The organism is Micromonospora sp. NPDC004336 (assembly GCF_053602615.1).
The window spans coordinates 1-21,259 of sequence record NZ_JBSGDY010000108.1 but is presented as its reverse complement, the minus strand read 5'-3'; the positions used below and the strand labels follow the sequence as shown (position 1 = coordinate 21,259).

Sequence of the window (21,259 nt, the reverse complement as noted above, 5' to 3'; positions counted from 1 at the left end):
GGGGCGCGTGCACCCGCGCCCCCCGTGTGACGCCCAGCGGGGGGGGGGGGCCCACCCCCTGCGCGGCGCGGCCGCCCCCCGCCCGGCCGGGCGCGGGGCCGCCGACGCGACGTGCTCAGAGCTCGGCGAGGGTGCCGGCGTACATCTTCTCGATCTCGGCGGCGAAGTTGCTCTCCACGCCCCGGCGCTTGATCTTCAGCGACGGCGTGATCTCGCCGTGCTCGATGGCCAGGTCGCGCGGCAGGATGGCGACCTTCTTGATCGTCTCCCAGCGGTTGAGCTTGGCGTTCAGCTCGGCCACGTACCCCTCGACCATCGCCTTCGCCTCCGGCGAGGCGACGATCTCGGCGTAGTCGCGGCCCTCCAGCGGGGTGCCGGCGGCCCAGCCCCTGATCGCGTCCGGGTCCAGCGTGACCAGCATCGTGCAGTAGTTGCGGGCCTGGCCGATCACCACGGCCTGCGAGGTGTACGGGCAGGTCGCCTTGAACATCCCCTCGATGTGCGAGGGCGCGATGTACTTGCCGCCCGAGGTCTTGACCAGGTCCTTCTTCCGGTCGGTGATCTTCAGGTAGCCGTCGGCGTCCAGCGTGCCGATGTCGCCGGTGCGGAAGAAGCCGTCCTCGGTGAACGCGGCGGCGGTCTCCTCGGGCAGGTTGTGGTAGCCGCGCATCACCGGCCGGCCGCGCACCAGGATCTCGCCGTCGGTGTCGACGCGGCACTCCAGGTCGCCCATCGCCCGGCCGACGGTGCCGATCCGCAGCCCGTCGGGCGGGTTGACGAAGTTGCCGGCGCTGGTCTCGGTGAGGCCGTAGCCCTCGGAGATCGGCAGGTTCGCGGCGGCGAAGAAGGTGGCGATCTCCGGGCTGAGCGGGGCGGCACCGGAGACGAGCACCCGGATCCGGCCGCCGAGCCGCGCCTGGAGCTTGCTGAAGACCAGCTTCTCGGCCACCGCGTACTTCAGCTTCAGCCCCGCCGGGACCGGCCGGCCGGCCTGCTCCAGGGCGACCTTCTCCTTGCCGACCCGCACGCCCCAGGCGAAGATCTTCGCCTTCGCGCCGCCGCCGGCCTGGGCGGTGGTGACCGCCTTGTTGTAGACCTTCTCGAACACGCGGGGGGCGCCGCACATCAGCGTCGGCCGGATCACCCCGAGCAGGTCGACCAGCTTGTCCACCCGGCCGTCGACGTACGTCGGCAGGCCCACGTGGATCGCCCCGCAGAGCAGCGTCTTGCCGAACGAGTGGGACAGCGGCAGCCAGAGATATTGCAGGTCGTCGTCGCGGAGCAGCCCCAGGTCGGCCTGCGCCACGCCCTCCCAGCACCAGCCGCCGTGCAGCAGCTCGACGCCCTTCGGCCGCCCGGTGGTGCCCGAGGTGTAGATCAGGGTGGCCAGGTGGTCGGGGCCGATCCCGGCGACCAGCATCTCGACCAGGTCGGGCTCGGCGGCCAGCGCCTGGGTGCCCCGCTCCTCGAGCTCGGCGAGGGTGAGCTGGGGGATGGCGGCGGACGGGTCGGCGGCGCCGTCGAAGAGCACCACGTGGGTCAGGGCCGGCAGGTCCGCTCCGGCGACCTTGGCCGCCTGGGCCGGGTTCTCGGCGAAGAGCACCCGCGAGCCCGAGTCGGCGACGATGTAGGTCGCGTCCTCCGGCTCGGTGGTGGGGTAGACGGTGGTGGTCGCGCCGCCGGCACACATGATGCCGAGGTCGGCGAGCACCCATTCGAGCCGGGTGTTGGCCAGGATCGCCACCGGCTGCTCCTGACCGACCCCGAGCCCGTGCAGCCCGGCGGCGATCGCCTTGGCGCGGCGGGCCACCTGCTCCCAGGTCAGCCAGACCGGGCCGGAGTCGTCGGGGGCCGGGTGGGCGAAGGCGTCGCGGTCGGGGGACGCCGCCACGCGCTTCAGGAACATGTCAGGGATGGAGCGGTACGGTACATCGAGAGCCATCGCTGTAGCCGCCTTCGGGGGTGGAGGCGTGACCGTCGTCACGTCGGTGTTCGTTACCGAAGAGTATTGCCTGCACCCGCGGGTCGGCCAGCCCTCTGTCGATCACGGCTGGGCCACGTCCCGGGAGGTGGAACGCCGTCAGGCGTACCGGGCGGCCCGCAGCGACCAGTCGTAGGTGGCCCGGATCCAGTTCCGGCGGGCGGTCACCGCCGGCCGCAGGCTGTCGTCGCCGGCCGCCAGCAGCGCCGACTCCGTCTTCAGGTAGGCCGTCAGGGACTCGTTGAACCGGTCGGCCGCCGCGCGCAGGGCCGCCGTCTCGCCGCCGGCGACGGGTCCGGCGGCGATGACCGCCACCAGGTTGTGCCCGTCCGGCTGCTCGGCGCTCTCCTTGCCGTACGAGAAGACGTCGTTGCACCAGCAGACCAGGTCGGCGGCGAGCAGGTCGAGCGCGACCAGCGCGGGCGCTGCGCGGTCGGCCGCCCGCGGTTGCCCCCCGGCGGCCAGTTCGGTGAGCGTGAAGCTCGGGTGCACCCCGCCGGTGTGCCGGCGCATCTGCACGTACTCGGCCAGTTCCGGCACCCGGCCCCGCTCCCGGTTCGCGGCCTCCCACAGCAGCGCCAGCAGGTACTCCCGCACCTCGCCGACGAAGCGCAGCAGCATCGCCGGCGTCCCGGTGGCCCGGACCCGCCGGCACAGGTCGGCCAGCGCGTCGCCCAGCGGGCCCGCCGCGCCCGGCCCCTCGGCCGCCTCGCCGTGCCGGTCCAGGACGTCGAGCAGGGCGGCGACCGTCGGCGCCAGCCGGGTGGGGGCGTCGCCGAGGCCGTCCTCGTCGCAGGCGTCGTCTATCACGAACAGCCAGGAGATGAGGTCGGCGAGCAGGCGCAGCCGCTCGACCGAGCCCTCCGGGCAGGCCCGCCCGGCCAGCCCGGCGGCGTCGGCCCGGTGCAGGCGGCGCAGCCGGTGCCCGCTAATGATCAGGCCGAGGTCGAGCGCCCACTCGGTGCTCTCCTGTGCCACCTGATCGGTGGCCTCGTGTCGGCGCGCGGGGAAAGGGGGTTCCCGCAGGGCCGAGACCGCAAAGGTCCGCATGGCGCCCCCAGTCACGCCGCCCTCGGGCGAGGGCGGCGCGGTACAGCGTACGGGAGGCGGGATCGGCCGTGATGATTGGGTCGAGCCGATCTCAGGTTCCGTCGTGACCGCTTCCGCACATAGGGTTACATGCCCAGGTCCGCGTTGCGGAGCCGGTCGGCCGCCGCCTGCGGCCCGTCGATCTGCACCCGGGCCACCCGCTGGCGGCCGGAGAGGAACAGGACGAGTTCGCCCGGCGCGGCGACCACCCGGACGGGCTCGCCGCCCCGCCCGACGTGCAGCTCGCCGTAGCCGGGCGCCTGCACGAAGACGTCGGCCGGGAACCGGCGCAGGGCCAGCCGGGCCATCCCGGCGGCCCGCCGCCACAGCGTCGCCTGGAGCCCGGCCGCCAGGTCGCGCGGGAGCCAGCCCGACCGGGCGCGCCGGACGTCCTCGTGGTGGATGAAGAACTCCATCGTGTTGGCCAGCTCGTCGGTCACCGGGTTGCTGACCGGGCTCCACACCGGCGCCCGGCGCACCTGCTCGACGAGGCGCGGCCAGGGGCGCGCCGCGATGCGCAGGCGCACCCGCTCCGCGTACCCCCGCAGGGGTGGCAGCAGGATGCCGCCGGCGGCGTCCGGGCGGCGCTCCCGCAGCACCAGGTGGGCGGCGAGGTCTCGGGTGGTCCACCCCTCGTTGACCGTCGGCGCGTCCGGTCCCAGCGTGAGCATCAGGTCGGCGAGCGCCTCGCGCTCCGATCGGGCGTACCGCGGCATGGCACCGATCGTAGGCGCGCGCGGCCGGGCCGGCGCGCCGAGCGCGGCGACCGTGCCCCGTGACGGCCGACATACCCGGCCGGGGCGGCGCGGCGGGCCCCGACCGGTAAGGATGAGGGAGATAATTGCGGCTTACGGCGGGGGAGAGCGTGGCGAGCAAGGCGAGTCGGGACGTGCTCGGCAGAGGGCTGGCCGTCCTCGGGCGGGCGATCCGGGAGCAGCCGCGGATCTTCGCGGTCGCGGTGACCGGCAGCGTGCTCTTCGGCGCCATGACGGTGGCCAGCGCGTTCGTGGTGGGCGCGGTGGTCGGCGACGTGGTGGTCCCGGCGATCGAACGCGGCTCGGTCGGGGCCGGGGCGCTCGCCCTGGCCGCCGTCGCGCTGTTCGGCATCAGCGTGCTGCGGGTCGTCGGCATCTTCGGCCGCCGCCTCGGCGCGGGTTACATGCAGTACCGCCTCCAGGCCGCCTACCGGCGCCGGGTCACCCGGCGCTACCTGGAACTCCCGCTGTCCTGGCACCACCGCAACGCCACCGGCACGCTGCTGTCCAACGCCAACTCCGACGTGGAGGCCGCCTGGCACCCGATCGCCCCGCTGCCGTTCGCGGTCGGCACCCTGGTGATGCTCGTCGGCGCGGTCGCCTCGCTCTTCGCCACCGACTGGGCGCTGGCACTGGTCGGCCTGGCCGTCTTCCCGGCGCTCTTCGCGCTCAACGTCGCCTACTCCCGCCGGATGGCCCCGCGCCAGGCCCGGGCCCAGCGGCTGCGCGCCGAGGTCAGCGGCATCGCCCACGAGAGCTTCGACGGCGCCCTGGTGGTCAAGACGATGGGCCGGGAGGCTCAGGAGACCGACCGGTTCGCCGCCCGCGCGGGCGAGCTGCGCGACGCGCTGGTGTCGGTCGGCCGGCTGCGGGGCGTCTTCGACCCGGTGCTGGAGACGCTGCCCAGCCTCGGCACCCTCGCCGTGCTGGTGGTGGGCACCCTTCGGCTGCGGCAGGGCGCGATCAGCGTCGCCGAGCTGGTGAGCGTCGCGTTCCTCTTCACCGTGCTGGCCTTCCCGGTGCGGGCCATCGGCTGGGTGCTGGCCGAGCTGCCGCGCAGCGTCGCCGGCTGGGACCGGGTCCGCCGGGTGCTCGACGCCACCGGCGAGATGCCGTACGGCGACGTCACGCTCGACGCGGCCGATCCCCGCCCGGCCACGCTCACCTTCTCCGGCGTCCGGTTCGGCTACGAGCCCGCCGAGGCGCACCTGCCCGGCACCGAGGTGCTCGGCGAGGTCTCCTTCACCGTGCCCGCCGGCAGGACCGTCGCCCTGGTCGGGCCCACCGGCGCCGGCAAGTCCACGATCGCTGCGCTGGCCGTCCGGCTGGTCGACCCCCGGGCCGGCACGGTGGCCCTGGACGGGGTGGACGTGCGCCGGCTCACCGCCGCCTCGCTGGCCGGCACCGCCGCGCTGGTCGCCCAGGTGCCGTTCGTCTTCGACGACACCGTCCGGGCCAACATCACCCTGGACCGGCCCGGCATCGGCGACGACGACGTCTGGGCCGCGCTGCGGCTGGCCGAGGCGGACGGCTTCGTCGCCGCCCTGCCCGACGGCCTCGACACGATGGTCGGCGAGCGGGGCACCTCGCTCTCCGGCGGCCAGCGGCAGCGGCTCACCCTGGCCCGTGCGCTCGCCGGCCGGCCCCGCCTGCTGGTGCTCGACGACGCGACCAGCGCCGTCGATCCCCGCGTGGAGGCGGCCATCCTGGCGGGGCTGCGCTCCTCGGCCGGGGAGCCCGGCGCGCCCGCCGCGTCGATCCTGGTGGTCGCCTACCGGCGGGCCACCATCGCGCTGGCCGACGAGGTGGTCTACCTGGAGCAGGGGCGGGTGGTCGCCCGCGGCACGCACGTCGAGCTGCTCGCCACCGTGCCGGGCTACGCCGACCTGGTCACCGCCTACGAGCAGGCGGAGGTCGACCACACCAAGGACGAGACGTACGACGAGGTCGCCCCGCTGAGCTCGGGCCTGGAAATCGAGGTGGACCGGTGAGCGCGACCGAGAGCAAGGTGGCGTCGGCCGAGGTGAGTGAGGCGCCCGAGACGACCTGGCAGACGCTGCGGCGGGGGCTCGCGCTCTCCCCGGAGCTGCGGGTCGGGCTCGCCGGCACCCTCGGCCTGGCCCTGGTCTACATGGTCGGCCGGGCGGCCGTGCCGGTGGCCGTGCAGCAGGGCATCGACAACGGCATCGTCGGTGGCCTCGACCTGACCATCGTCTGGACGGTGGTCGCGGCCACCGCCGCGGTGCTGGTGGTGACCACGCTCTGCGGCTACCTGATGATGCGCCGGCTCTTCACGGTCAGCGAGACAGCGCTGGCCAACGTGCGGGTGCGGGCGTTCCGGCACGTGCACGACCTGTCCATGCTGCACCAGCAGTCGGAGCGGCGCGGTTCGCTGGTGTCGCGGGTGACCAGCGACGTCGACCAGATCACCCAGTTCCTCCAGTGGGGCGGCGTGATCCTGGTGATCAACCTCGGCCAGCTGGTGGTCACGACGCTGGTCATGCTGGCCTACTCCTGGCAGCTGACGCTCGTCGTCTACGCCGCCTTCCTGCCCGCCGTGCTGGTGATCCGGCTGTTGCAGCGCCGCCTCGCCGGGGCGTACGGGGTGGTGCGGCAGCGCACCGGGGCCCTGCTCGGGGCGATCGGCGAGAGCGTGGTCGGCGCGCCGGTGATCCGGGCGTACGGGATCGCGGGGCGGACCGCCCGCCGGCTGGACGAGGCGATCGACGGCCAGCGGCGGGCCCAGCAGAAGGCGATCAGGATCAGCATCCTGGGCAGCTCGGTCGGTGAGCTGGCCGCCGGGCTGGCGCTGGCCGGCGTGGTGGTGCTGGGGGTGACCCTCGGCGCCGACCGCACCCTGAGCGTCGGCGAGGTGACCGCCTTCCTCTTCCTGGTCACGCTCTTCATCCAGCCGGTGCAGATCGCCACGGAGGTGCTCAACGAGGCGCAGAACGCCATCGCCGGCTGGCGTCGCGTGCTGGACGTCCTCGACGTCGAGCCGGACGTCGCCGACCCGGGCGAGCAGGGGCGCGAGCTGCCCCCCGGCCCGCTGGACATCCGCTTCGCCGGGGTGGGCTTCGCCTACCCGGGCGGCCCGCCCGTGCTGCACGACATCGACGTGGAGATCCCGGCGAAGAGCCGGGTGGCGGTGGTCGGCGAGACCGGCAGCGGCAAGACCACGTTCGCGAAGCTGCTCACCCGGCTGATGGACCCGACCGCCGGTCGGGTGCTGCTCTCCGGGGTGCCGCTGGAGCAGGTCCGGTTCGGTTCGCTGCGCTCGCGGGTGGTGATGGTCCCGCAGGACGGCTTCCTCTTCGACGCCACGGTCGCGGAGAACGTCCGCTTCGCCCGGCCGGAGCTGACCGACGAGCAGCTCGGCGCCGCCTTCACCGAGCTGGGGCTGGCCGACTGGGTGGCCGGGTTGCCGTCTGGCCTGCACACGCCCGTCGGGGAGCGGGGCGAGGCGCTGAGCGTGGGGGAGCGGCAGCTGGTGGCGCTCGCCCGCGCGTACGTGGCGGACCCGGACCTGCTGGTGCTGGACGAGGCGACCAGTGCGGTCGACCCGGCCACGGAGGTGCGGCTGCAACGCACCCTCGACGCGGTGACCCGGGGGCGCACGACCCTCGCCATCGCGCACCGGCTCTCCACGGCGCAGTCGGCGGACGAGGTGATCGTGGTGGACCGGGGCCGGATCGTGCAGCGCGGCCCGCACGACGAGCTGGTCCGCGACCCGGAGTCGATCTACGGCCTGCTCTACGCCTCCTGGCTGGAGCAGACCCGCTGATCCGACCGACCCGACCCGCCCCGATGCAAAAAGGGCGGGTCGGGTCGCCGGTCAGCGGGAGTAGAACTCCACGACGAGCTGCTCGTCGCAGAGCACCGGGACCTCGTGCCGGGCGGGCTCGCGCAGCAGCGTGGCGCGCAGCTCGGCCAGCTCCACCGACAGGTACGGCCGGGTCGGCCCCTCGGCCGCGTTGGCGCCGGCGGCGGCGAGCTGGAACGGCGTCGACGCGCGGCTGCGCTCGCGGACGGCCACCACCTGGCCAGGTCGCAGCCGGTACGACGGCCGGTCGACCTTGCGGCCGTCGACGGTGAAGTGGCCGTGCGCGACCAGTTGCCGCGCCTGGTAGATGCTGCGGGTCAGCCCGGCCCGGTGCACCACCGCGTCGAGTCGCCGCTCCAGGAGGGCGACCAGGCTCTCGCCGGTCTTGCCGGCGCTGCGGGCGGCCTCGTCGAACGCGCGCCGCAGCTGGGTCTCGCTGACGTTGTACTGGTGGCGCAGGCGCTGCTTCTCCAGCAGCCGCACCTGGTAGTCCGAGGTCTTGCGGCGCTGCCGCCCGTGCACGCCGGGCGGGAAGGGGCGGCGTTCGAGGTATCGCACGCACTTGCGGGTCAGCGGGATGCCGAGGGCGCGGGAGAGCCGGGCCTTGGGCCTGGGGTGGTTCACGCTGGACGTCTCCGATCCGGTGCTCTAGTCTCCGAGTTAGGTAAGCCTAACCTACTTTGGAGGTCGGCCATGCGGCCCAGCCCGGCGGAGATCGTCCGTACCCTCGTCGCCGGCCGGTTGCCCGGCCTCGCCCACGTGGCGCACCGGCCCGGCCCGCACCAGGTGCGGCACGTGACCGACCCGGACGGGCGGGTGCTGCTGCTCGTGCCGGTGGTCAGCGACCTCGCCGCCGCGCTGCGGCCCGCCGCCGGCGAGTCCGACGTCGCGCTGGTGCTGGACGTGCTCGACCTGCCGCCCGCCGCCGGCGCGCCCAGCCTCGGCCGGGCCTGGGTCTCCGGCTGGGCGACCCGCCTGGACGGCGCCCGGGAGCGCCGGGCCGCGCTGGACTTCGCCGAGGTCGAGCCGACCGGCGACCTGCTCGACGTCGGCACCCGCTTCCGGCTGCACCGCTTCGAGGTGGTCGAGGCCCGCTGGGAGCGCGCCGACGCCGTCCGCCGCATCGACCCGACGGCGTACGCCGAGGCCGAGCCGGATCCGCTGCACCCGGTCGAGGCGGGGCTGCTCGCCGACCTCGCCGAGCACCACGCCGCCGAGGTGGCCGCCTACCTGCGGCGGCAGCTCGGCCTGGCCGACACCGGCCCGGACACCGCGCCCCGGGTGGTCCGGATCGACCGGTACGGCCTGCTGGTGGCGCACGGCCGGCCCGGCGCCCGCCGGCGCGTCCGCCTGGCCTTCCCGCGCCCGCTGGCCGGCCAGGCGGAGCTGGCCCGCGTCCTGCACCCGATGCTCTGCCGCCACGCCGCCGCCCGGCACGCCGACCACGCCTGATCCCGCCCGCGTCCTGCACCCGTTGCTCTGCCGTCACGCCGCCGCCCGGCACGCCGACCACGCCTGACCCCGCCCGGCCGGGGTCGACCGGGGCCCGCGACGCGGCCGGGACGGGCTCGTCCCCGCCGTCGGAGCGCCCGCGGGGTCAGCCGCTGCGCCGCCGCAGGGTGGCCGCGGCCAGCACCAGCGCCAGCACGGCCGCGCCGGCGACCACCGCCACGTCCCGCCACATCGTGCCGGTGGGCTCGGCGTTCGCGCCCACCTCCTGCAGCGCCTCGACGGCGTACGACAGCGGCAGCACGTCGCTGACCGCCTGCAACCAGCCCGCCATCTCGCCCCGGGGCACGAACAGCCCGCAGAGCAGCAACTGGGGCACCACCACGACCGGCATGAACTGCACGGCCTGGAACTCGGTGCGGGCGAAGGCGCTGCAGAAGAGCCCGAGCGCGACGGCGAGCACCGCGTTCAGCGCGGCGATCATGATCACCAGCCCGCTGTCGCCGGCGGTGTCCAGGTCGAAGACCCCGTACGCCACGGCGGTCGCGACGACGGCCTGCGCCACCGCGGCCAGCCCGAACGCGATGCCGTAGCCGAAGAGCAGGTCGAGCTTGCCCAGCGGGGTGGTGAGCAGCCGCTCCAGCGTGCCGCTGGTGCGCTCGCGCAGCATCGCGATGCTGGTCACCAGAAACATGATCACGAAGGGGAAGAAGCCGAGCATCACCAGGGCGACCCGGTCGAACACCGACGGCTGCCCGGGCGGGGCCGGCTGGTCGACGTACATGAAGTAGACCAGGGCGAGCAGCGCCGACGGCACCACCGCCAGCAGCGCGACGGTGCGCCGGTCGTGCCGCAGCTGGCGCAGGATGCGGCCGGTGGTGGCGGCGAGGATCCGGGGGTTCACGACGCCTCCCCGGCGGCCCTGATCAGCCGCAGGAACGCCTCGTCCAGGTCGTCGACGCCGGCGGCGGCGCGGATCGCGTCGGGGGTGTCGTCGGCGATCAGCCGCCCCTCGCGGATCAGCAGCAGCCGGTCGCAGCGGGCCGCCTCGTCCATCACGTGGCTGGAGACCAGCAGGGTGGTGCCGGCGGCGGCCAGCGCGTGGAACCGGGCCCAGAGGTCGGCCCGCAGGACCGGGTCCTGGCCGACGGTCGGCTCGTCGAGGACGACCAGCTCCGGCTCCCCGACCAGCGCGCAGGCCAGCGACGCCCGGCTGCGCTGCCCGCCCGAGAGGGTGCCGACCAGTTGGCCGGCCGCCTCGGCCAGCCCGACGTCGGCGACCGCCCGGTCGGCGTCGGCCCGGCCCCGGCCGTGCAGCGCGGCGAAGTAGCGCGCGTTCTCCCGCACCGTCAGGTCGGTGTAGACGCTCGGCGCCTGGGTGAGGTAGCCGACCCGGCGGCGCAGCTCCGGCGACCCGGCGGGCCGGCCGAGCACGGTGACCGAGCCGGCGCCGATCACCTGCACCCCGACGACCGCGCGCATCAGCGTGGTCTTGCCGCTGCCGCTGGGCCCGAGCAGGCCGGTGACCTCGCCGCGCGGCACGGACGCGGAGACGCCGTGCAGCACCCGCCGCCCGCCCCGGTCGACGACCAGGTCACGGACGGCGATCGCCTCCTCCATCGCCATCTCCCCGGAACTCGACGATCGACGAACCCGACGCTAGGGGACATGTTCCCCGGCGCGCAACGGATCACTTCCCGTGCGCCCTGCTCAGCGGCCCGGCCCGGGCCGGCGAGCGAAGGCGTACCCCGAGGCGTGGACGAGCTTCGTCGGGCATTAGCCTTCGGACCGGACACCGGGTCCGCCATCGGGCATTGCGCGCTGATCGGGCGTACGGCACGATGGCGCCGTGGGTCACGCTCCGTCACCGGACGAGGGGTTCCTCCGCGCATGGGCCGCCCGGTTGCGGGCCGGCGCCGAGCAGCCCGTCGTCGGCATCATGCTGCGCGGCAGCCACGCCCGGCGGGCCGCCACCGCGCACAGCGACGTCGACGTCGACGTGCTGCTCGGCGGCGCCCCGTACGCGGCCCGCAGCGCGTACCTGGCGGAGCACGCCGGGCGGCTGACCCACGTCTCCGTCGCCGCCCGCGACGTGCGCTCCTGGCTGACCCGGCTGGGCGAGCCGGCCGACTGGGCGTTCGGGCTGCCCGTGACGGCGCCGGCCCGGCTGCTCTGGGCCGATCCGCACTGGCGGGCGCGGATCGACCTGCCGGTGCTCTGCCAGCCGGCCGGCCCGCCCCAGCTCGAGGAGCTGATCGCGACCCTCGGCAAGGTGGCCGGCGCGCGGGACGCCGACGACCACCTCGGCGTCCGGCTGGCCGCCGCCGACCTGGCCCGGCTCTGCCCGTCGGTGCTGCGGCCGGCCAACCCGTCGGTCCGGGTGGCGTCCCGCCGGGCGGCCTTCGCCGCCGCCCTCGACCTGCCCGTGGCGCCGCCGAACTACCGCGAGGACATGCTGCTCTGCCTCGGGCTGCGTCCCGGGTCCGTCGGGCAGGTCTGCGCGGCGGCGACCCGCCTCGTCGCCGGCGCCCTCCCGCTGATCCGCCCGTACGCCGCCGAGATCGCCGAGACCGCCGGGGCGGACCTGGCCGACGCCCTCGTCGACGGCCGGCTGGACCGCTACGTCGCGCAACTGTCCCGGCCCGCCGACGCCCCGCCGCGTCCCCGGCGGGAGCCGTCGCCGGTGCCCGCCCCGCGTGCGGGACAATGGGTCACTGTGCCCGTACCTGACGCGCCGGTGACCGGCGCCCACCCCAGCCCGCAGGAGCCCGCGGCCGGCCCGGCCCGCGCCTCCCGGCTCGACCCGGCCATCGCCGCCCGGCTGCGCCGCACCCCCGACGGCCTGGTCGCCGCGGTGGTCCGCCAGCACGACTCCGGCGAGGTGCTGATGGTCGCCTGGATGGACGACGAGGCGCTGCACCGCACCCTGACCACCGGGCGGGCCACCTACTGGTCGCGCAGCCGCCGCGAATACTGGGTCAAGGGCGCCACCTCCGGGCACCACCAGTACGTCCGCTCGGTGGCGCTGGACTGCGACGGCGACGCCCTGCTGGTCGACGTCGAGCAGGTCGGCGCGGCGTGCCACACGGGGCACCGGACCTGCTTCTTCACCGAGCTGCCGGTGACCGGGGAAGGGGCGGGGGCCCGGTGAGCGCACCGCACCCGGCGCCGCCCGGCGCCGCGGCCGGCTCCCGCAGCGACGGCGCGGTCAGCCCCGACGTGGCCACCTTCACCGAGCTGGCCGCCCGCTGGCGGGTCGTCCCGGTCACCCGGCGGCTGCTCGCCGACGCGGAGACCCCGGTCGGCGTCTACCGCAAGCTCGCCGGCGGCCCCGGCACCTTCCTGCTGGAGTCCGCCGAGCAGGGCGTCGGCTCGGCCGGGCTGGCCTGGTCGCGCTACTCGTTCATCGGCGTGCGCAGCAGCGCCACGCTGACCGAGCGCGACGGCGTGGCGACGTGGACCGGGCAGCCCCCGGCCGGCGTGCCCGCCTCCGGCGACCCGGTCCGGGTGCTGCGCGAGACCGTCGCGGCGCTCGCCGGCCCGGCCTTCGACGCGGCCGGCGGAATGCCGCCGCTGACCGGGGGCATGGTCGGCTTCCTCGGCTACGAGCTGATCCGCCGGTTCGAGCGGCTGCCCGAGCTGACCGAGGACGACCTGGGCCTGCCCGAGCTGGGCATGATGCTCGCCACCGACCTGGTGGTGCTGGACCACTACGACGGCTCGGCGATCCTGGTCGCCAACGCGATCCTGCCGCCGCCGGACGAGCCGGGCCGCGACGCGCTGGTGGCCGCCGCGTACCACCACGCGGTCGGCCGCCTCGACGCGATGACCACCGCCCTGTCCCGGCCCATCCCGCCGATGGTCTCCACGGTCGACCGGCCGCCGGCGGGCGAGGTGCGCAGCCGCACCCCCGAGGGCGGCTACCCGAAGGCGGTGGAGGCAGCCAAGGAGGCGATCCGGGCCGGCGAGTGCTTCCAGATCGTGCTGGCCCAGCGGTTCGAGCGGGAGACGCACGCCGACCCGCTGGACGTCTACCGGGTGCTGCGCACGACCAACCCCAGCCCGTACATGTACCTGCTGCGCTTCGACGGCTTCGACATCGTCGGCTCCTCCCCGGAGGCGCACCTGAAGGTGACCACCGACGGCGACGGGCGGCGGCGCGCGCTGCTGCACCCGATCGCCGGCACCCGGCCGCGCGGCGGCACCCCGCAGGCCGACGCCCGGCTCGCCGCGGAGCTGCTCGCCGACCCGAAGGAGCGGGCCGAGCACGTCATGCTGGTCGACCTGGGCCGCAACGACCTCGGCCGGGTGTGCCGCCCGGGCACGGTGGAGGTGCCGGAGTTCGCCACCATCGAGCGCTACAGCCACGTCATGCACATCGTCTCCACGGTGGTCGGCACCCTGCGGGACGATCGCACGGCCTTCGACGCGCTCGCCGCGACCTTCCCCGCCGGCACGCTCTCCGGCGCGCCGAAGGTGCGCGCCATGGAGATCATCGAGGAGCTGGAGCCGGTCCGCCGCGGCCTCTACGGCGGCACGGTGGGCTACTTCGGCTTCGGCGGCGACCTCGACATGGCCATCGCCATCCGCACCGCGCTGCTGCGCGACGGCCGCGCCTACGTCCAGGCCGGGGCGGGGGTGGTGGCCGACTCGGACCCGGCCGCGGAGGAGCAGGAGACGCGGAACAAGGCCGCCGCCGTGCTGGCCGCGATCGCCGCCGCCGAGACCCTCCGGCCCGCCCGATGACGGCCGCCACGCCGCGCGACGGCGAACCGGCGACCACCGCGGCGGCCGAGGCCGAGGAGCGCGGCCGGGCGGTCACGGGCCGGCGCGAGCTGACGTACGCGGTGCTGCTCTGCGTGGCGGGCGCGGGCCTGGCGTTCTGGGCGTCGACCCGCACCTGGGCGGTCGAGCTGACGGCCCGGCCCACCCCGCTGCCGCCGGTACGCGACGTCCGCACGGGCACCGACCTGCTGCCCTGGCTGCCGGCGCTGGCCCTGGTCGGGCTGGCCGGCGGCGGCGCGGTGCTCGCCACCCGGGGTCGGGCGCGGCGGCTGCTGGGCGGGCTGCTCGCCGGGCTCGGCGCGGCGGTGACGGCCGGCGGCGGCTACGGCCTGGTCGCCGCGTTCGACGGCGAGGTCAGCCGGCAGTGGCCGGCGCTGTGCCTGGTGGGCGGCCTGCTCGCCACGGCGGGCGGGCTGCTGACGGCCCTGCGCAGCCGGCGGTGGCCGGCGATGGGCGCCCGCTACGAGCGTCCGGCCCCGGGCGGCGGCGCGCCGGTCGCCCGGGACTCCGACGGCCGGGTCACCGGCCGGCGCACCATCGAGGCGTGGGACGCGCTGGACCGGGGCGAGGACCCGACGGTCAGCTGACCGGCTGGCGGGCCCGGGCGGCGGCCCGGGCCGCCGCCAGCTCCGCCACCAGGCGGTCGAGCTCGGCCCGCTGCTCGGCCCGGGCCCGGTCGGCGCAGACGGCCTCCCAGGCGTTGCCGCGGGCGGTCCGCATCCGGGCCTCGCCTACCACCGCGCGCTCCAGGGTGTGCACCACGCCGACGGCGAGCGACGCGACGGTGCGCGAAATGGTCGTCAGTCCGATGGTCTGGTTGGGCTCGACAGTGCTCATGATCACCCCGCACGGAGATCGTCGTTGTCGGTGGGGCAGGCGCGACGTCGAGTCTGCCCGAGAAAGATGCTGGCTGGCTCACGTTTCGCCGTGGTGACCGACACGTCAACTCTGCGTCCAGGGCCGCGACCAGGGAAAGGGCCCTTCGTCCTTGAGCTACGTCACAGCCTCCGTCGGCGCCCCGGCCGCCGCGTGCGACCGGGCGGCCCACCGCGCGGGCGGATAGGATCGGATCGATGCGTAGGGGGTGGGGGGTTGGCGCGGACGGGTGACGGCCGTCGATGGGCGTGGTCGCCCTGCGTGACACCCCGTTCACCGGAAGTCGGCCATTATGCCGCAGCCCATCTCGTGAGGCACGCCATACCCCCGGCGCTTGTCGCCAGGTGGCGCCCCCTAGCATCGGCCCATGACACCCGGAGAGGGGAGTCCGTTGGTGACTGCTGAGCATGCGCACGCGGAGGGGGACGAGGCCGGTCCGGCGGCGTCCGTAGGCGTGCTCGACGAGATCCTGGCCGGCGTGCGCGAGGACGTCGCGCGGCGACAGGCGCAGGTCCCGCTGGAGCGGATCCGCGAACTGGCCGCCGCCGCGCCGCCGCCGCTGGACGCGTACGCCGCGCTGCGCAAGCCGGGCGTCGCGGTGATCGCCGAGGTGAAGCGCTCGTCGCCGTCCAAGGGGCGGCTGGCCGAGATCGCCGACCCGGCCGACCTGGCCGGCGACTACGCCGCCGGGGGCGCGCGGGCGATCAGCGTGCTGACCGAGGGGCGCTGGTTCGGCGGCTCGCTCGACGACCTGGCCGCCGTCCGTGCCGCCGTCAGCGTGCCGGTGCTGCGCAAGGACTTCGTCGTCTCCAGCTACCAGGTGCACGAGGCCCGGGCGCACGGCGCCGACCTGGTGCTGCTGATCGTCGCCGCCCTGGAGCAGAACGTCCTCGTCGGCCTGCTGGAGCGGATCGAGTCCCTCGGGATGACCGCGCTGGTCGAGGTGCACGACGAGGAGGAGGCCGACCGGGCCCTGGAGGCCGGTGCCCAGGTCATCGGGGTCAACGCCCGCAACCTGCGTACCCTTGAGGTCGACCGCTCGGTGTTCGAGCGGATCGCGCCCGGCCTGCCCAGCAGCGTCGTCAAGATCGCCGAGTCGGGGGTGCGCGGCCCGCACGACCTCATCCGGTACGCCTCGGCGGGCGCCGACGCGGTCCTGGTCGGCGAGGGCCTGGTCACCAAGAAGAGCCCCCGCGAGGCGGTGGCCGAGCTGGTCAACGCCGGCAACCATCCGGCCACGCCCCGTCCGGTGCGCTGACCCGCGCCGGTTCCTCAGCAGCGAGAGGGAGATTCCATGAGCGAGCGCGGCGAGCGAACCGTCAGGCTCGGGGCGTGGGCGCCTCACGGCGGCGCGGACCGGAGCGGAGTGCCGGCGTGAGCGCCGCCGCGCCGGCCGGTCCGCAGCCCGACTCCGCCGGTCACTTCGGCCGGTTCGGCGGCCGCTTCGTGCCGGAGGCCCTGGTGGCGGCGCTCGACGAGCTGGCCGACGCGCACCGCTCGGCGATGGCCGACGAGTCGTTCCGGGCGGAGTTCGCCGCCCTCCTGCGCGACTACGCCGGCACCCCCTCGCTGCTCTACGCGGCCGAGCGGTTCTCGGCCAAGGTGGGCGCGCGGGTGCTGCTCAAGCGGGAGGACCTCAACCACACCGGGGCGCACAAGGTGCGCAACGTGCTCGGCCAGGCCCTGCTCACCCGCAGGATGGGCAAGCGCCGGGTGATCGCGGAGACCGGCGCCGGCCAGCACGGCGTCGCAACCGCCACCGCCGCCGCGCTGTTCGACCTCGAGTGCGTGGTCTACATGGGCCAGGTCGACACCGAGCGACAGGCGCTCAACGTGGCACGGATGCGGATGCTCGGCGCCACCGTCGTCCCCGTCACCAACGGCTCGCGCACCCTCAAGGACGCGATGAACGAGGCGATGCGGGACTGGGTCGCCAACGTCGACGACACCCACTACCTGATCGGCACCGCCGCCGGGCCGCACCCGTTCCCGGCGATGGTCCGCGACTTCGTCCGCGGCATCGGCGACGAGGCCCGCCAGCAGTGCCTCGACCTCACCGGCGCGCTGCCGGACGCGGTCACCGCCTGCGTCGGCGGCGGCTCCAACGCGCTGGGCATCTTCCACGCGTTCGTCGGCGACCCCGACGTGCGGCTGTACGGCTTCGAGGCCGGCGGCGACGGCGTGGAGACCGGCCGGCACGCCGCCAGCATCACCGGCGGCTCCGCCGGGGTGCTGCACGGCACCCGGACGTACGTGCTCCAGGACGCCGACGGGCAGACCTGCGAGTCGCACTCGATCTCCGCCGGGCTGGACTACCCCGGCGTCGGGCCGGAGCACGCCTGGCTGCACGACACCGGCCGGGCGACGTACCTGCCGGTCGACGACGACGAGGCGATGGCGGCGTTCGAGCTGCTCTGCCGCACCGAGGGCATCATCCCGGCGATCGAGAGCGCGCACGCGCTCGCCGGCACCCTCAAGATCGCCCCGAAGCTCGCCGCCGAGCTGGGCCGGGAGCCCACCATCGTCGTCAACCTCTCCGGCCGGGGCGACAAGGACGTGCACACCGCCGGCGACTACTTCGGCATCCTCGACAGGGAGCGGTGAGAACGTGAGCCGGATCGGGGTGGCGTTCGACAAGGCGCGCGCCGACGGCCGGGCGGTACTGGTCGGCTGCATGCCGGCCGGTTTCCCGACCGTCGAGGGCAGCATCGCCGCGATGACCGCCATGGTCGACGCCGGCGTCGACGTCATCGAGGTGGAGATCCCGTACTCCGACCCGGTGATGGACGGCCCGGTCATCCAGAAGGCCAGCGACATCGCCCTCGCCGGCGGCGTACGCACCGCCGACACGCTGCGCGTCATCGAGGCGGTCGCCGCCACGGGGGCGCCCGTGGTCACGATGACCTACTGGAACCCGGTGGAGCGCTACGGCGTCGACGCCTTCGCCCGCGACCTCGCCTCGGCCGGGGGCACCGGGCTGGTCACGCCGGACCTCATCCCGGAGGAGGCCGGCGAGTGGCTCGCCGCCTCCGACGCGTACGGGCTGGACCGCACCTTCCTGGTGTCGCCCTCCTCCACCGACGCGCGGCTGGCGATGACCACCGCCCACTGCCGGGGCTTCGTCTACGCCACCGCGATCATGGGTGTCACGGGCGCCCGGGCGAAGACCTCCGACGCGGCCCCGATCCTGGTCTCCCGCACGCGGGAGGTCACCGACCTGCCGATCGGTGTCGGGCTGGGCGTCGGCACGGGCGCGCAGGCCGCCACGGTCGCCGGGTACGCCGACGGCGTCATCGTCGGCAGCGCCCTCATCCGCTGCCTGCTCGACGCGCCCGACGAGGCGTCCGGCCTGACCGCCCTCCGCACCCTGAGCACCGAACTCGCCCAAGGCGTCCGCACCCCCACCCCCTGACCCCCCCGCGGCCCCCGCGCCCCCCGCGCCCCCACCGCCCCCGCGATCTTGCAGTTTCTGCCCTCGGGATGCGTGGAATGCCCCTTTTGTCGGGGCAGGAAGTGCAAGATCGCCGCGCAGGGCGGGGATCGCGGCGGCGTGTGGTCAGGGGCGGGGTATGGGGGCGGTGGGAGGCTCGGCGCGTTGGCCCGGGGGTGGGGTCGACGTGGTCCTGGGCTTGGTCGGTGGGGGCGGTGCGAAGGTCGTTGGAGCGGCGTCGGTCGGCGCGGTGTATGGGTCGGTCGCCGTGTCCGGGGCCAGCGGGGGGTCGGCGCTTGTCGCCGTGTCCCTCGGCAGTGGGGGGTTGGCGCTTGTCGCCGTGTCTGAGGGCGGCGGAGGGTCGGCGCTCGTTGCGGTGTCCAGGGTTTTCGGTGCGCGTAGGACGCCGGAGCGGCCCGCCAGCGCGTCGGCCAGGGCGGCGCGGGTGGTCGGCGTGAGCGCCTCCGGCGGGGTCGCGAGGTCGTGCCAGGACACGCGGCAGCCGCTCACCGGCTCGCCGATCGGTCCCGCCCCCCGGACGCGGGCCCGGAACACGTACACCAGGACGTCGGGCGGCGGCCCGGCGCGCCCGGCCGACGAGGCATGTCCCGGCGGGGTGTGGGGCAGCGCCGGCGATACGGCCTGTCCCGGCGGGGCGTCGGCCGTCGGCGGGGAGGCGGCGTCGGACGGTCCCGGGAGCGGGGAGCCGGGCGTGGGCGGGGAAGCGGCGTCGGACGGCCCCGGCGACGGAGCACCGAGCGTCGGCGGGGAAGTGGTGCCTGGCGTGGGCGGGGAGGTGGCGGGCGAGCGGGGGCATGGCGGGGTGAGGTGGTAGAGGCCGATCAGGTCCACCACCTCGACGTCCCAGCCGGTCTCGGCCCGGACGTCGCGCAGCACGGCCTGGGTCGGGCTCTCCGCCGGGCGCAGCCGGCCGCCGGGAAGTGCGTGGCGACGCTCGCCCCGGCCCTGCCGGCAGAGCAGCACCCGGCCGGCGTCGTCGGTGACGACCGCCGCGACCGCCCAGGTGAGCGCGCCCATGGACAAAGAGCCTACGGCGGCGCAAACCAGAAGTCACCGGGATCGCGTGACGGCGGACCGGGGTGCCGCCGGAGGGGCCGGCGACGGTAGCGTGTGCACCCGTGACTCTCGCCTCGCTGACTCCCCAGGCGGCCCTGCCCAGCCCCAGCACCGCCGTCTGGCAGCTCGGACCGGTGCCCGTCCGGGCGTACGCGTTGTGCATCATCGTCGGCATCGTGGTGGCCTGCTGGGTCACCGAGCGGCGGCTGCGTCAGCGCGGCGTCGCTCCCGGTGCCGTCCTCGACATCGCGGTCTGGGCGGTGCCCGCGGGCATCATCGGCGCGCGGGTCTACCACGTGATCACCTCGCCCGAGAAATACTTCGGCACCGGCGGCGACCCGATGAAGGCGTTCGCCATCTGGGAGGGTGGTCTCGGCATCTGGGGAGCGGTGGCCGGCGGCGCGCTGGGCGCGTGGATTGCCGCCCGGCAGCTCGGCATCCCGTTCGCGGTGGTCGCCGACGCGCTGGCCCCGGGCCTGCCGCTGGCCCAGGCGATCGGCCGGCTCGGCAACTGGTTCAACAACGAGCTGTACGGCGGCCGGACCACCCTGCCCTGGGGGCTGGAGATCCACCGGATGGACCCGGACAACCCCGGCCAGGCGCTGCGGGACGACGCCGGCAACCCCATCCTCGAACCGGGGCTCTACCATCCGACGTTCGCCTACGAGGCGCTGTGGAACCTCGGCGTCGCCGCGCTGGTCTTCGCCCTCGACCGCAAGCTGCGCCTCGGCCGCGGGCGGGCGTTCGCGCTCTACGTGATGGGCTACACCGCCGGGCGGTTCTGGATCGAGCTGATGCGCACCGACGAGGCGAACACGATCCTCGGCGTACGGCTGAACGTCTGGACCGCCGGCCTGGTCTTCCTGGGCGCGCTGGCCTACTTCGTGCGGGTGCGCGGCCCCCGGGAGTACCTCGTCCCGGTCGGCGACGTCCCGCCGTCCGCCCCGCCCGTCGGCTCCGACGTCTCGCAGGTCGACCTGTCCGCCCGCGAGGTCGGCGCCGAGCCGGTGGCCCCCGAGGGCTACCGGGTGGTCGACGAGGAGCAGTACCGGCGCTGGCGGGAGACCGGCGAGACGCCGGCCGGGACGGGCGAGGAGGCGCTGTCGGCGGACGAGGCCACACCCGCCGGCACCAAGCCGACCATCGGCGGCGAGCCCGCCGGCACCACGCCGAGCGCCGGCGACGAGCCCGCCGACGCCACGCCGAGCACCGGCGGCACGCCCGCCGGCACCACGCCGACCACCGGCGGCGACGAGCCCGCCGGCGGGCAGACCCGTGGCGGGCAGAACCGTGACGGGTCCGGCACGGTGGAGACTGCCGGGGAGGCCCCGGAGGACCGGGCGGGGACCGCCGGTTCCCGACCCGCCGACCGCGACAGCTGAGGGGGAGCGCCACATGCGTAGCGCGGTGGTGGTGGGCGCCGGCATCGGCGGCCTCGCGGTCGCCGGCGCGCTCGCCCGCTCCGGGTGGCGGGTCACCCTGCTGGAGCGGGCCGACCGGGTCCGCCCCGAGCCGACCGCCGTGGTGCTCTGGCCCAACGGCGTACGCGCGCTGCGCGCTCTGGGGCTCGGCGCGGGCCTGGAGGCGATCGCCACGCCGCTGCCCGACGGCGGGGTGCGCCGCCCGGATGGGCACTGGCTGGTGCAGCCCCGCCCGACCCCGCCCGACCGGATGCCGGTGGTGGTGCACCGGGAGGACCTGCACGACGCGCTGATCGCCGGGCTGGGCGACGAGGTCGAGCTGCGCACCGGCGTGACGGTGCGGACGGTCCGCGCCCAGCCCGGCGAACGCCCGGCGGTCGGCGACGGCCGGCACACCATCGAGGCGGACCTGGTCGTCGCCGGGGACGGCACCGACAGCGAGCTGCGCCGGCAGCTCGCCCCGGAGTCGGGGGTGGTCAGCTCGGGGTGCGCGGCCTGGCGCGCGGTGATCCCCTGGTACCGGGCGCCGAAGCTGCCCGCCGACCGGCCCGTCGGCGGCGAGGTGCTCGGCGC

Annotated in this window: 19 protein-coding genes and 1 pseudogene; 12 read left to right on the top strand and 8 right to left on the bottom strand. The window is 75.5% G+C overall.

The window, feature by feature from the left end; genetic code table 11:
* Positions 1-115 precede the first annotated feature (115 nt).
* From ACWENR_RS20800 to ACWENR_RS20790, 3 genes are all read right to left on the bottom strand, one after another.
* Positions 116-1,942 carry an AMP-dependent synthetase/ligase gene (locus tag ACWENR_RS20800; protein ID WP_452278627.1) on the bottom strand — a complete coding sequence of 609 codons (1,827 nt, stop codon included), beginning with the start codon at positions 1,940-1,942 and terminating at the stop codon, positions 116-118.
* Positions 1,943-2,080: 138 nt separating this feature from the next.
* A complete protein-coding gene (locus ACWENR_RS20795) occupies positions 2,081-2,959 on the bottom strand; it encodes a terpene synthase family protein (protein ID WP_452278626.1) in 879 nt (292 codons plus the stop codon).
* Positions 2,960-3,156: 197 nt separating this feature from the next.
* Complete coding sequence (locus ACWENR_RS20790; protein WP_452278625.1) at positions 3,157-3,786, bottom strand: TIGR03085 family metal-binding protein; 630 nt, start codon at positions 3,784-3,786, stop codon at positions 3,157-3,159.
* A 149-nt stretch (positions 3,787-3,935) separates the two neighbouring features.
* Here ACWENR_RS20790 and ACWENR_RS20785 point away from each other — a divergent pair, with 149 nt between their 5' ends.
* Both ACWENR_RS20785 and ACWENR_RS20780 read left to right on the top strand, forming a co-directional pair.
* Positions 3,936-5,816 (top strand): ABC transporter ATP-binding protein, encoded by a 1,881-nt coding sequence (locus tag ACWENR_RS20785; protein ID WP_452278631.1) that lies wholly within the window; start codon positions 3,936-3,938, stop codon positions 5,814-5,816.
* Positions 5,817-5,833: 17 nt separating this feature from the next.
* On the top strand, positions 5,834-7,609 hold the full coding sequence (locus tag ACWENR_RS20780) for an ABC transporter ATP-binding protein (RefSeq protein ID WP_452278630.1): 1,776 nt from the start codon (positions 5,834-5,836) through the stop codon (positions 7,607-7,609).
* A 51-nt stretch (positions 7,610-7,660) separates the two neighbouring features.
* Here ACWENR_RS20780 and rpsD read toward each other — a convergent pair whose 3' ends face one another.
* The gene (gene rpsD / locus ACWENR_RS20775; RefSeq protein WP_452278624.1) at positions 7,661-8,272 is read right to left on the bottom strand and encodes a 30S ribosomal protein S4; all 612 of its coding nucleotides are present in this window, start codon (positions 8,270-8,272) and stop codon (positions 7,661-7,663) included.
* Positions 8,273-8,341: 69 nt separating this feature from the next.
* On the opposite strand from rpsD, the gene ACWENR_RS20770 reads away from it, so the two are divergent.
* Positions 8,342-9,100, top strand: a complete 759-nt coding sequence (locus tag ACWENR_RS20770) for a DUF2470 domain-containing protein (protein ID WP_452278623.1) — start codon at positions 8,342-8,344, stop codon at positions 9,098-9,100.
* 145 nt (positions 9,101-9,245) lie between these two features.
* Here ACWENR_RS20770 and ACWENR_RS20765 read toward each other — a convergent pair whose 3' ends face one another.
* Complete coding sequence (locus ACWENR_RS20765) at positions 9,246-10,001, bottom strand: ABC transporter permease (RefSeq protein ID WP_452278622.1); 756 nt, start codon at positions 9,999-10,001, stop codon at positions 9,246-9,248.
* Positions 9,998-10,717, bottom strand: coding sequence for an ABC transporter ATP-binding protein (locus ACWENR_RS20760; protein WP_452278621.1), 720 nt, complete (start codon positions 10,715-10,717; stop codon positions 9,998-10,000). Before ACWENR_RS20760 ends, ACWENR_RS20765 begins: the two co-directional genes overlap by 4 nt.
* Positions 10,718-11,036: 319 nt before the next feature.
* Here ACWENR_RS20760 and ACWENR_RS20755 point away from each other — a divergent pair.
* From ACWENR_RS20755 to ACWENR_RS20740, 4 genes and pseudogenes are all read left to right on the top strand, one after another.
* Positions 11,037-11,633 (top strand): annotated as a pseudogene (locus tag ACWENR_RS20755) (phosphoribosyl-AMP cyclohydrolase); the annotation flags it as partial.
* Positions 11,634-11,813: 180 nt separating this feature from the next.
* Positions 11,814-12,248: a phosphoribosyl-AMP cyclohydrolase gene (hisI, locus tag ACWENR_RS20750; RefSeq protein WP_452278629.1), complete on the top strand. Its 435-nt coding sequence runs from the start codon at positions 11,814-11,816 to the stop codon at positions 12,246-12,248.
* Complete coding sequence (locus tag ACWENR_RS20745; RefSeq protein ID WP_452278620.1) at positions 12,245-13,843, top strand: anthranilate synthase component I; 1,599 nt, start codon at positions 12,245-12,247, stop codon at positions 13,841-13,843. The genes hisI and ACWENR_RS20745 overlap by 4 nt, the downstream gene beginning before the upstream one ends.
* Positions 13,840-14,469 carry a Trp biosynthesis-associated membrane protein gene (locus ACWENR_RS20740; RefSeq protein WP_452278619.1) on the top strand — a complete coding sequence of 210 codons (630 nt, stop codon included), beginning with the start codon at positions 13,840-13,842 and terminating at the stop codon, positions 14,467-14,469. The genes ACWENR_RS20745 and ACWENR_RS20740 overlap by 4 nt, the downstream gene beginning before the upstream one ends.
* Here the strand turns inward: ACWENR_RS20740 and ACWENR_RS20735 are convergent.
* Positions 14,462-14,719 carry a hypothetical protein gene (locus ACWENR_RS20735; RefSeq protein WP_091108179.1) on the bottom strand — a complete coding sequence of 86 codons (258 nt, stop codon included), beginning with the start codon at positions 14,717-14,719 and terminating at the stop codon, positions 14,462-14,464. The genes ACWENR_RS20740 and ACWENR_RS20735 overlap by 8 nt on opposite strands.
* A gap of 493 nt (positions 14,720-15,212) precedes the next feature.
* Here ACWENR_RS20735 and trpC point away from each other — a divergent pair, with 493 nt between their 5' ends.
* The 3 genes from trpC to trpA all read left to right on the top strand — a co-directional run bounded on the left by trpC (position 15,213) and on the right by trpA (position 18,170).
* Entirely contained in the window at positions 15,213-16,016 is an 804-nt protein-coding gene (gene trpC, locus ACWENR_RS20730) for an indole-3-glycerol phosphate synthase TrpC (RefSeq protein ID WP_452278628.1), read from the top strand.
* Positions 16,017-16,132: 116 nt separating this feature from the next.
* Positions 16,133-17,362, top strand: a complete 1,230-nt coding sequence (gene trpB, locus ACWENR_RS20725; protein WP_452278618.1) for a tryptophan synthase subunit beta — start codon at positions 16,133-16,135, stop codon at positions 17,360-17,362.
* Between the two features lie 4 nt (positions 17,363-17,366).
* Positions 17,367-18,170, top strand: coding sequence for a tryptophan synthase subunit alpha (gene trpA, locus ACWENR_RS20720; protein WP_452278617.1), 804 nt, complete (start codon positions 17,367-17,369; stop codon positions 18,168-18,170).
* A 144-nt stretch (positions 18,171-18,314) separates the two neighbouring features.
* Here trpA and ACWENR_RS20715 read toward each other — a convergent pair whose 3' ends face one another.
* Entirely contained in the window at positions 18,315-19,226 is a 912-nt protein-coding gene (locus ACWENR_RS20715; RefSeq protein ID WP_452278616.1) for an NUDIX domain-containing protein, read from the bottom strand.
* 101 nt (positions 19,227-19,327) lie between these two features.
* Here ACWENR_RS20715 and lgt point away from each other — a divergent pair, with 101 nt between their 5' ends.
* Positions 19,328-20,647, top strand: coding sequence for a prolipoprotein diacylglyceryl transferase (lgt, locus tag ACWENR_RS20710; RefSeq protein ID WP_452278615.1), 1,320 nt, complete (start codon positions 19,328-19,330; stop codon positions 20,645-20,647).
* A gap of 13 nt (positions 20,648-20,660) precedes the next feature.
* Positions 20,661-21,259: FAD-dependent oxidoreductase (locus ACWENR_RS20705; RefSeq protein WP_452278614.1), on the top strand; the 599-nt coding region annotated here is incomplete at its 3' end.

Coding starts and splice junctions, on each gene's coding strand:
- ACWENR_RS20800 (WP_452278627.1), bottom strand. CDS start 1,942: ATGGCTCTCGATGTACCGTACCGCTCCATCCCTGACATGTTCCTGAAG.
- ACWENR_RS20790 (WP_452278625.1), bottom strand. CDS start 3,786: ATGCCGCGGTACGCCCGATCGGAGCGCGAGGCGCTCGCCGACCTGATG.
- ACWENR_RS20770 (WP_452278623.1), top strand. CDS start 8,342: ATGCGGCCCAGCCCGGCGGAGATCGTCCGTACCCTCGTCGCCGGCCGG.
- ACWENR_RS20760 (WP_452278621.1), bottom strand. CDS start 10,717: ATGGAGGAGGCGATCGCCGTCCGTGACCTGGTCGTCGACCGGGGCGGG.
- ACWENR_RS20740 (WP_452278619.1), top strand. CDS start 13,840: ATGACGGCCGCCACGCCGCGCGACGGCGAACCGGCGACCACCGCGGCG.
- ACWENR_RS20735 (WP_091108179.1), bottom strand. CDS start 14,719: ATGAGCACTGTCGAGCCCAACCAGACCATCGGACTGACGACCATTTCG.
- ACWENR_RS20715 (WP_452278616.1), bottom strand. CDS start 19,226: ATGGGCGCGCTCACCTGGGCGGTCGCGGCGGTCGTCACCGACGACGCC.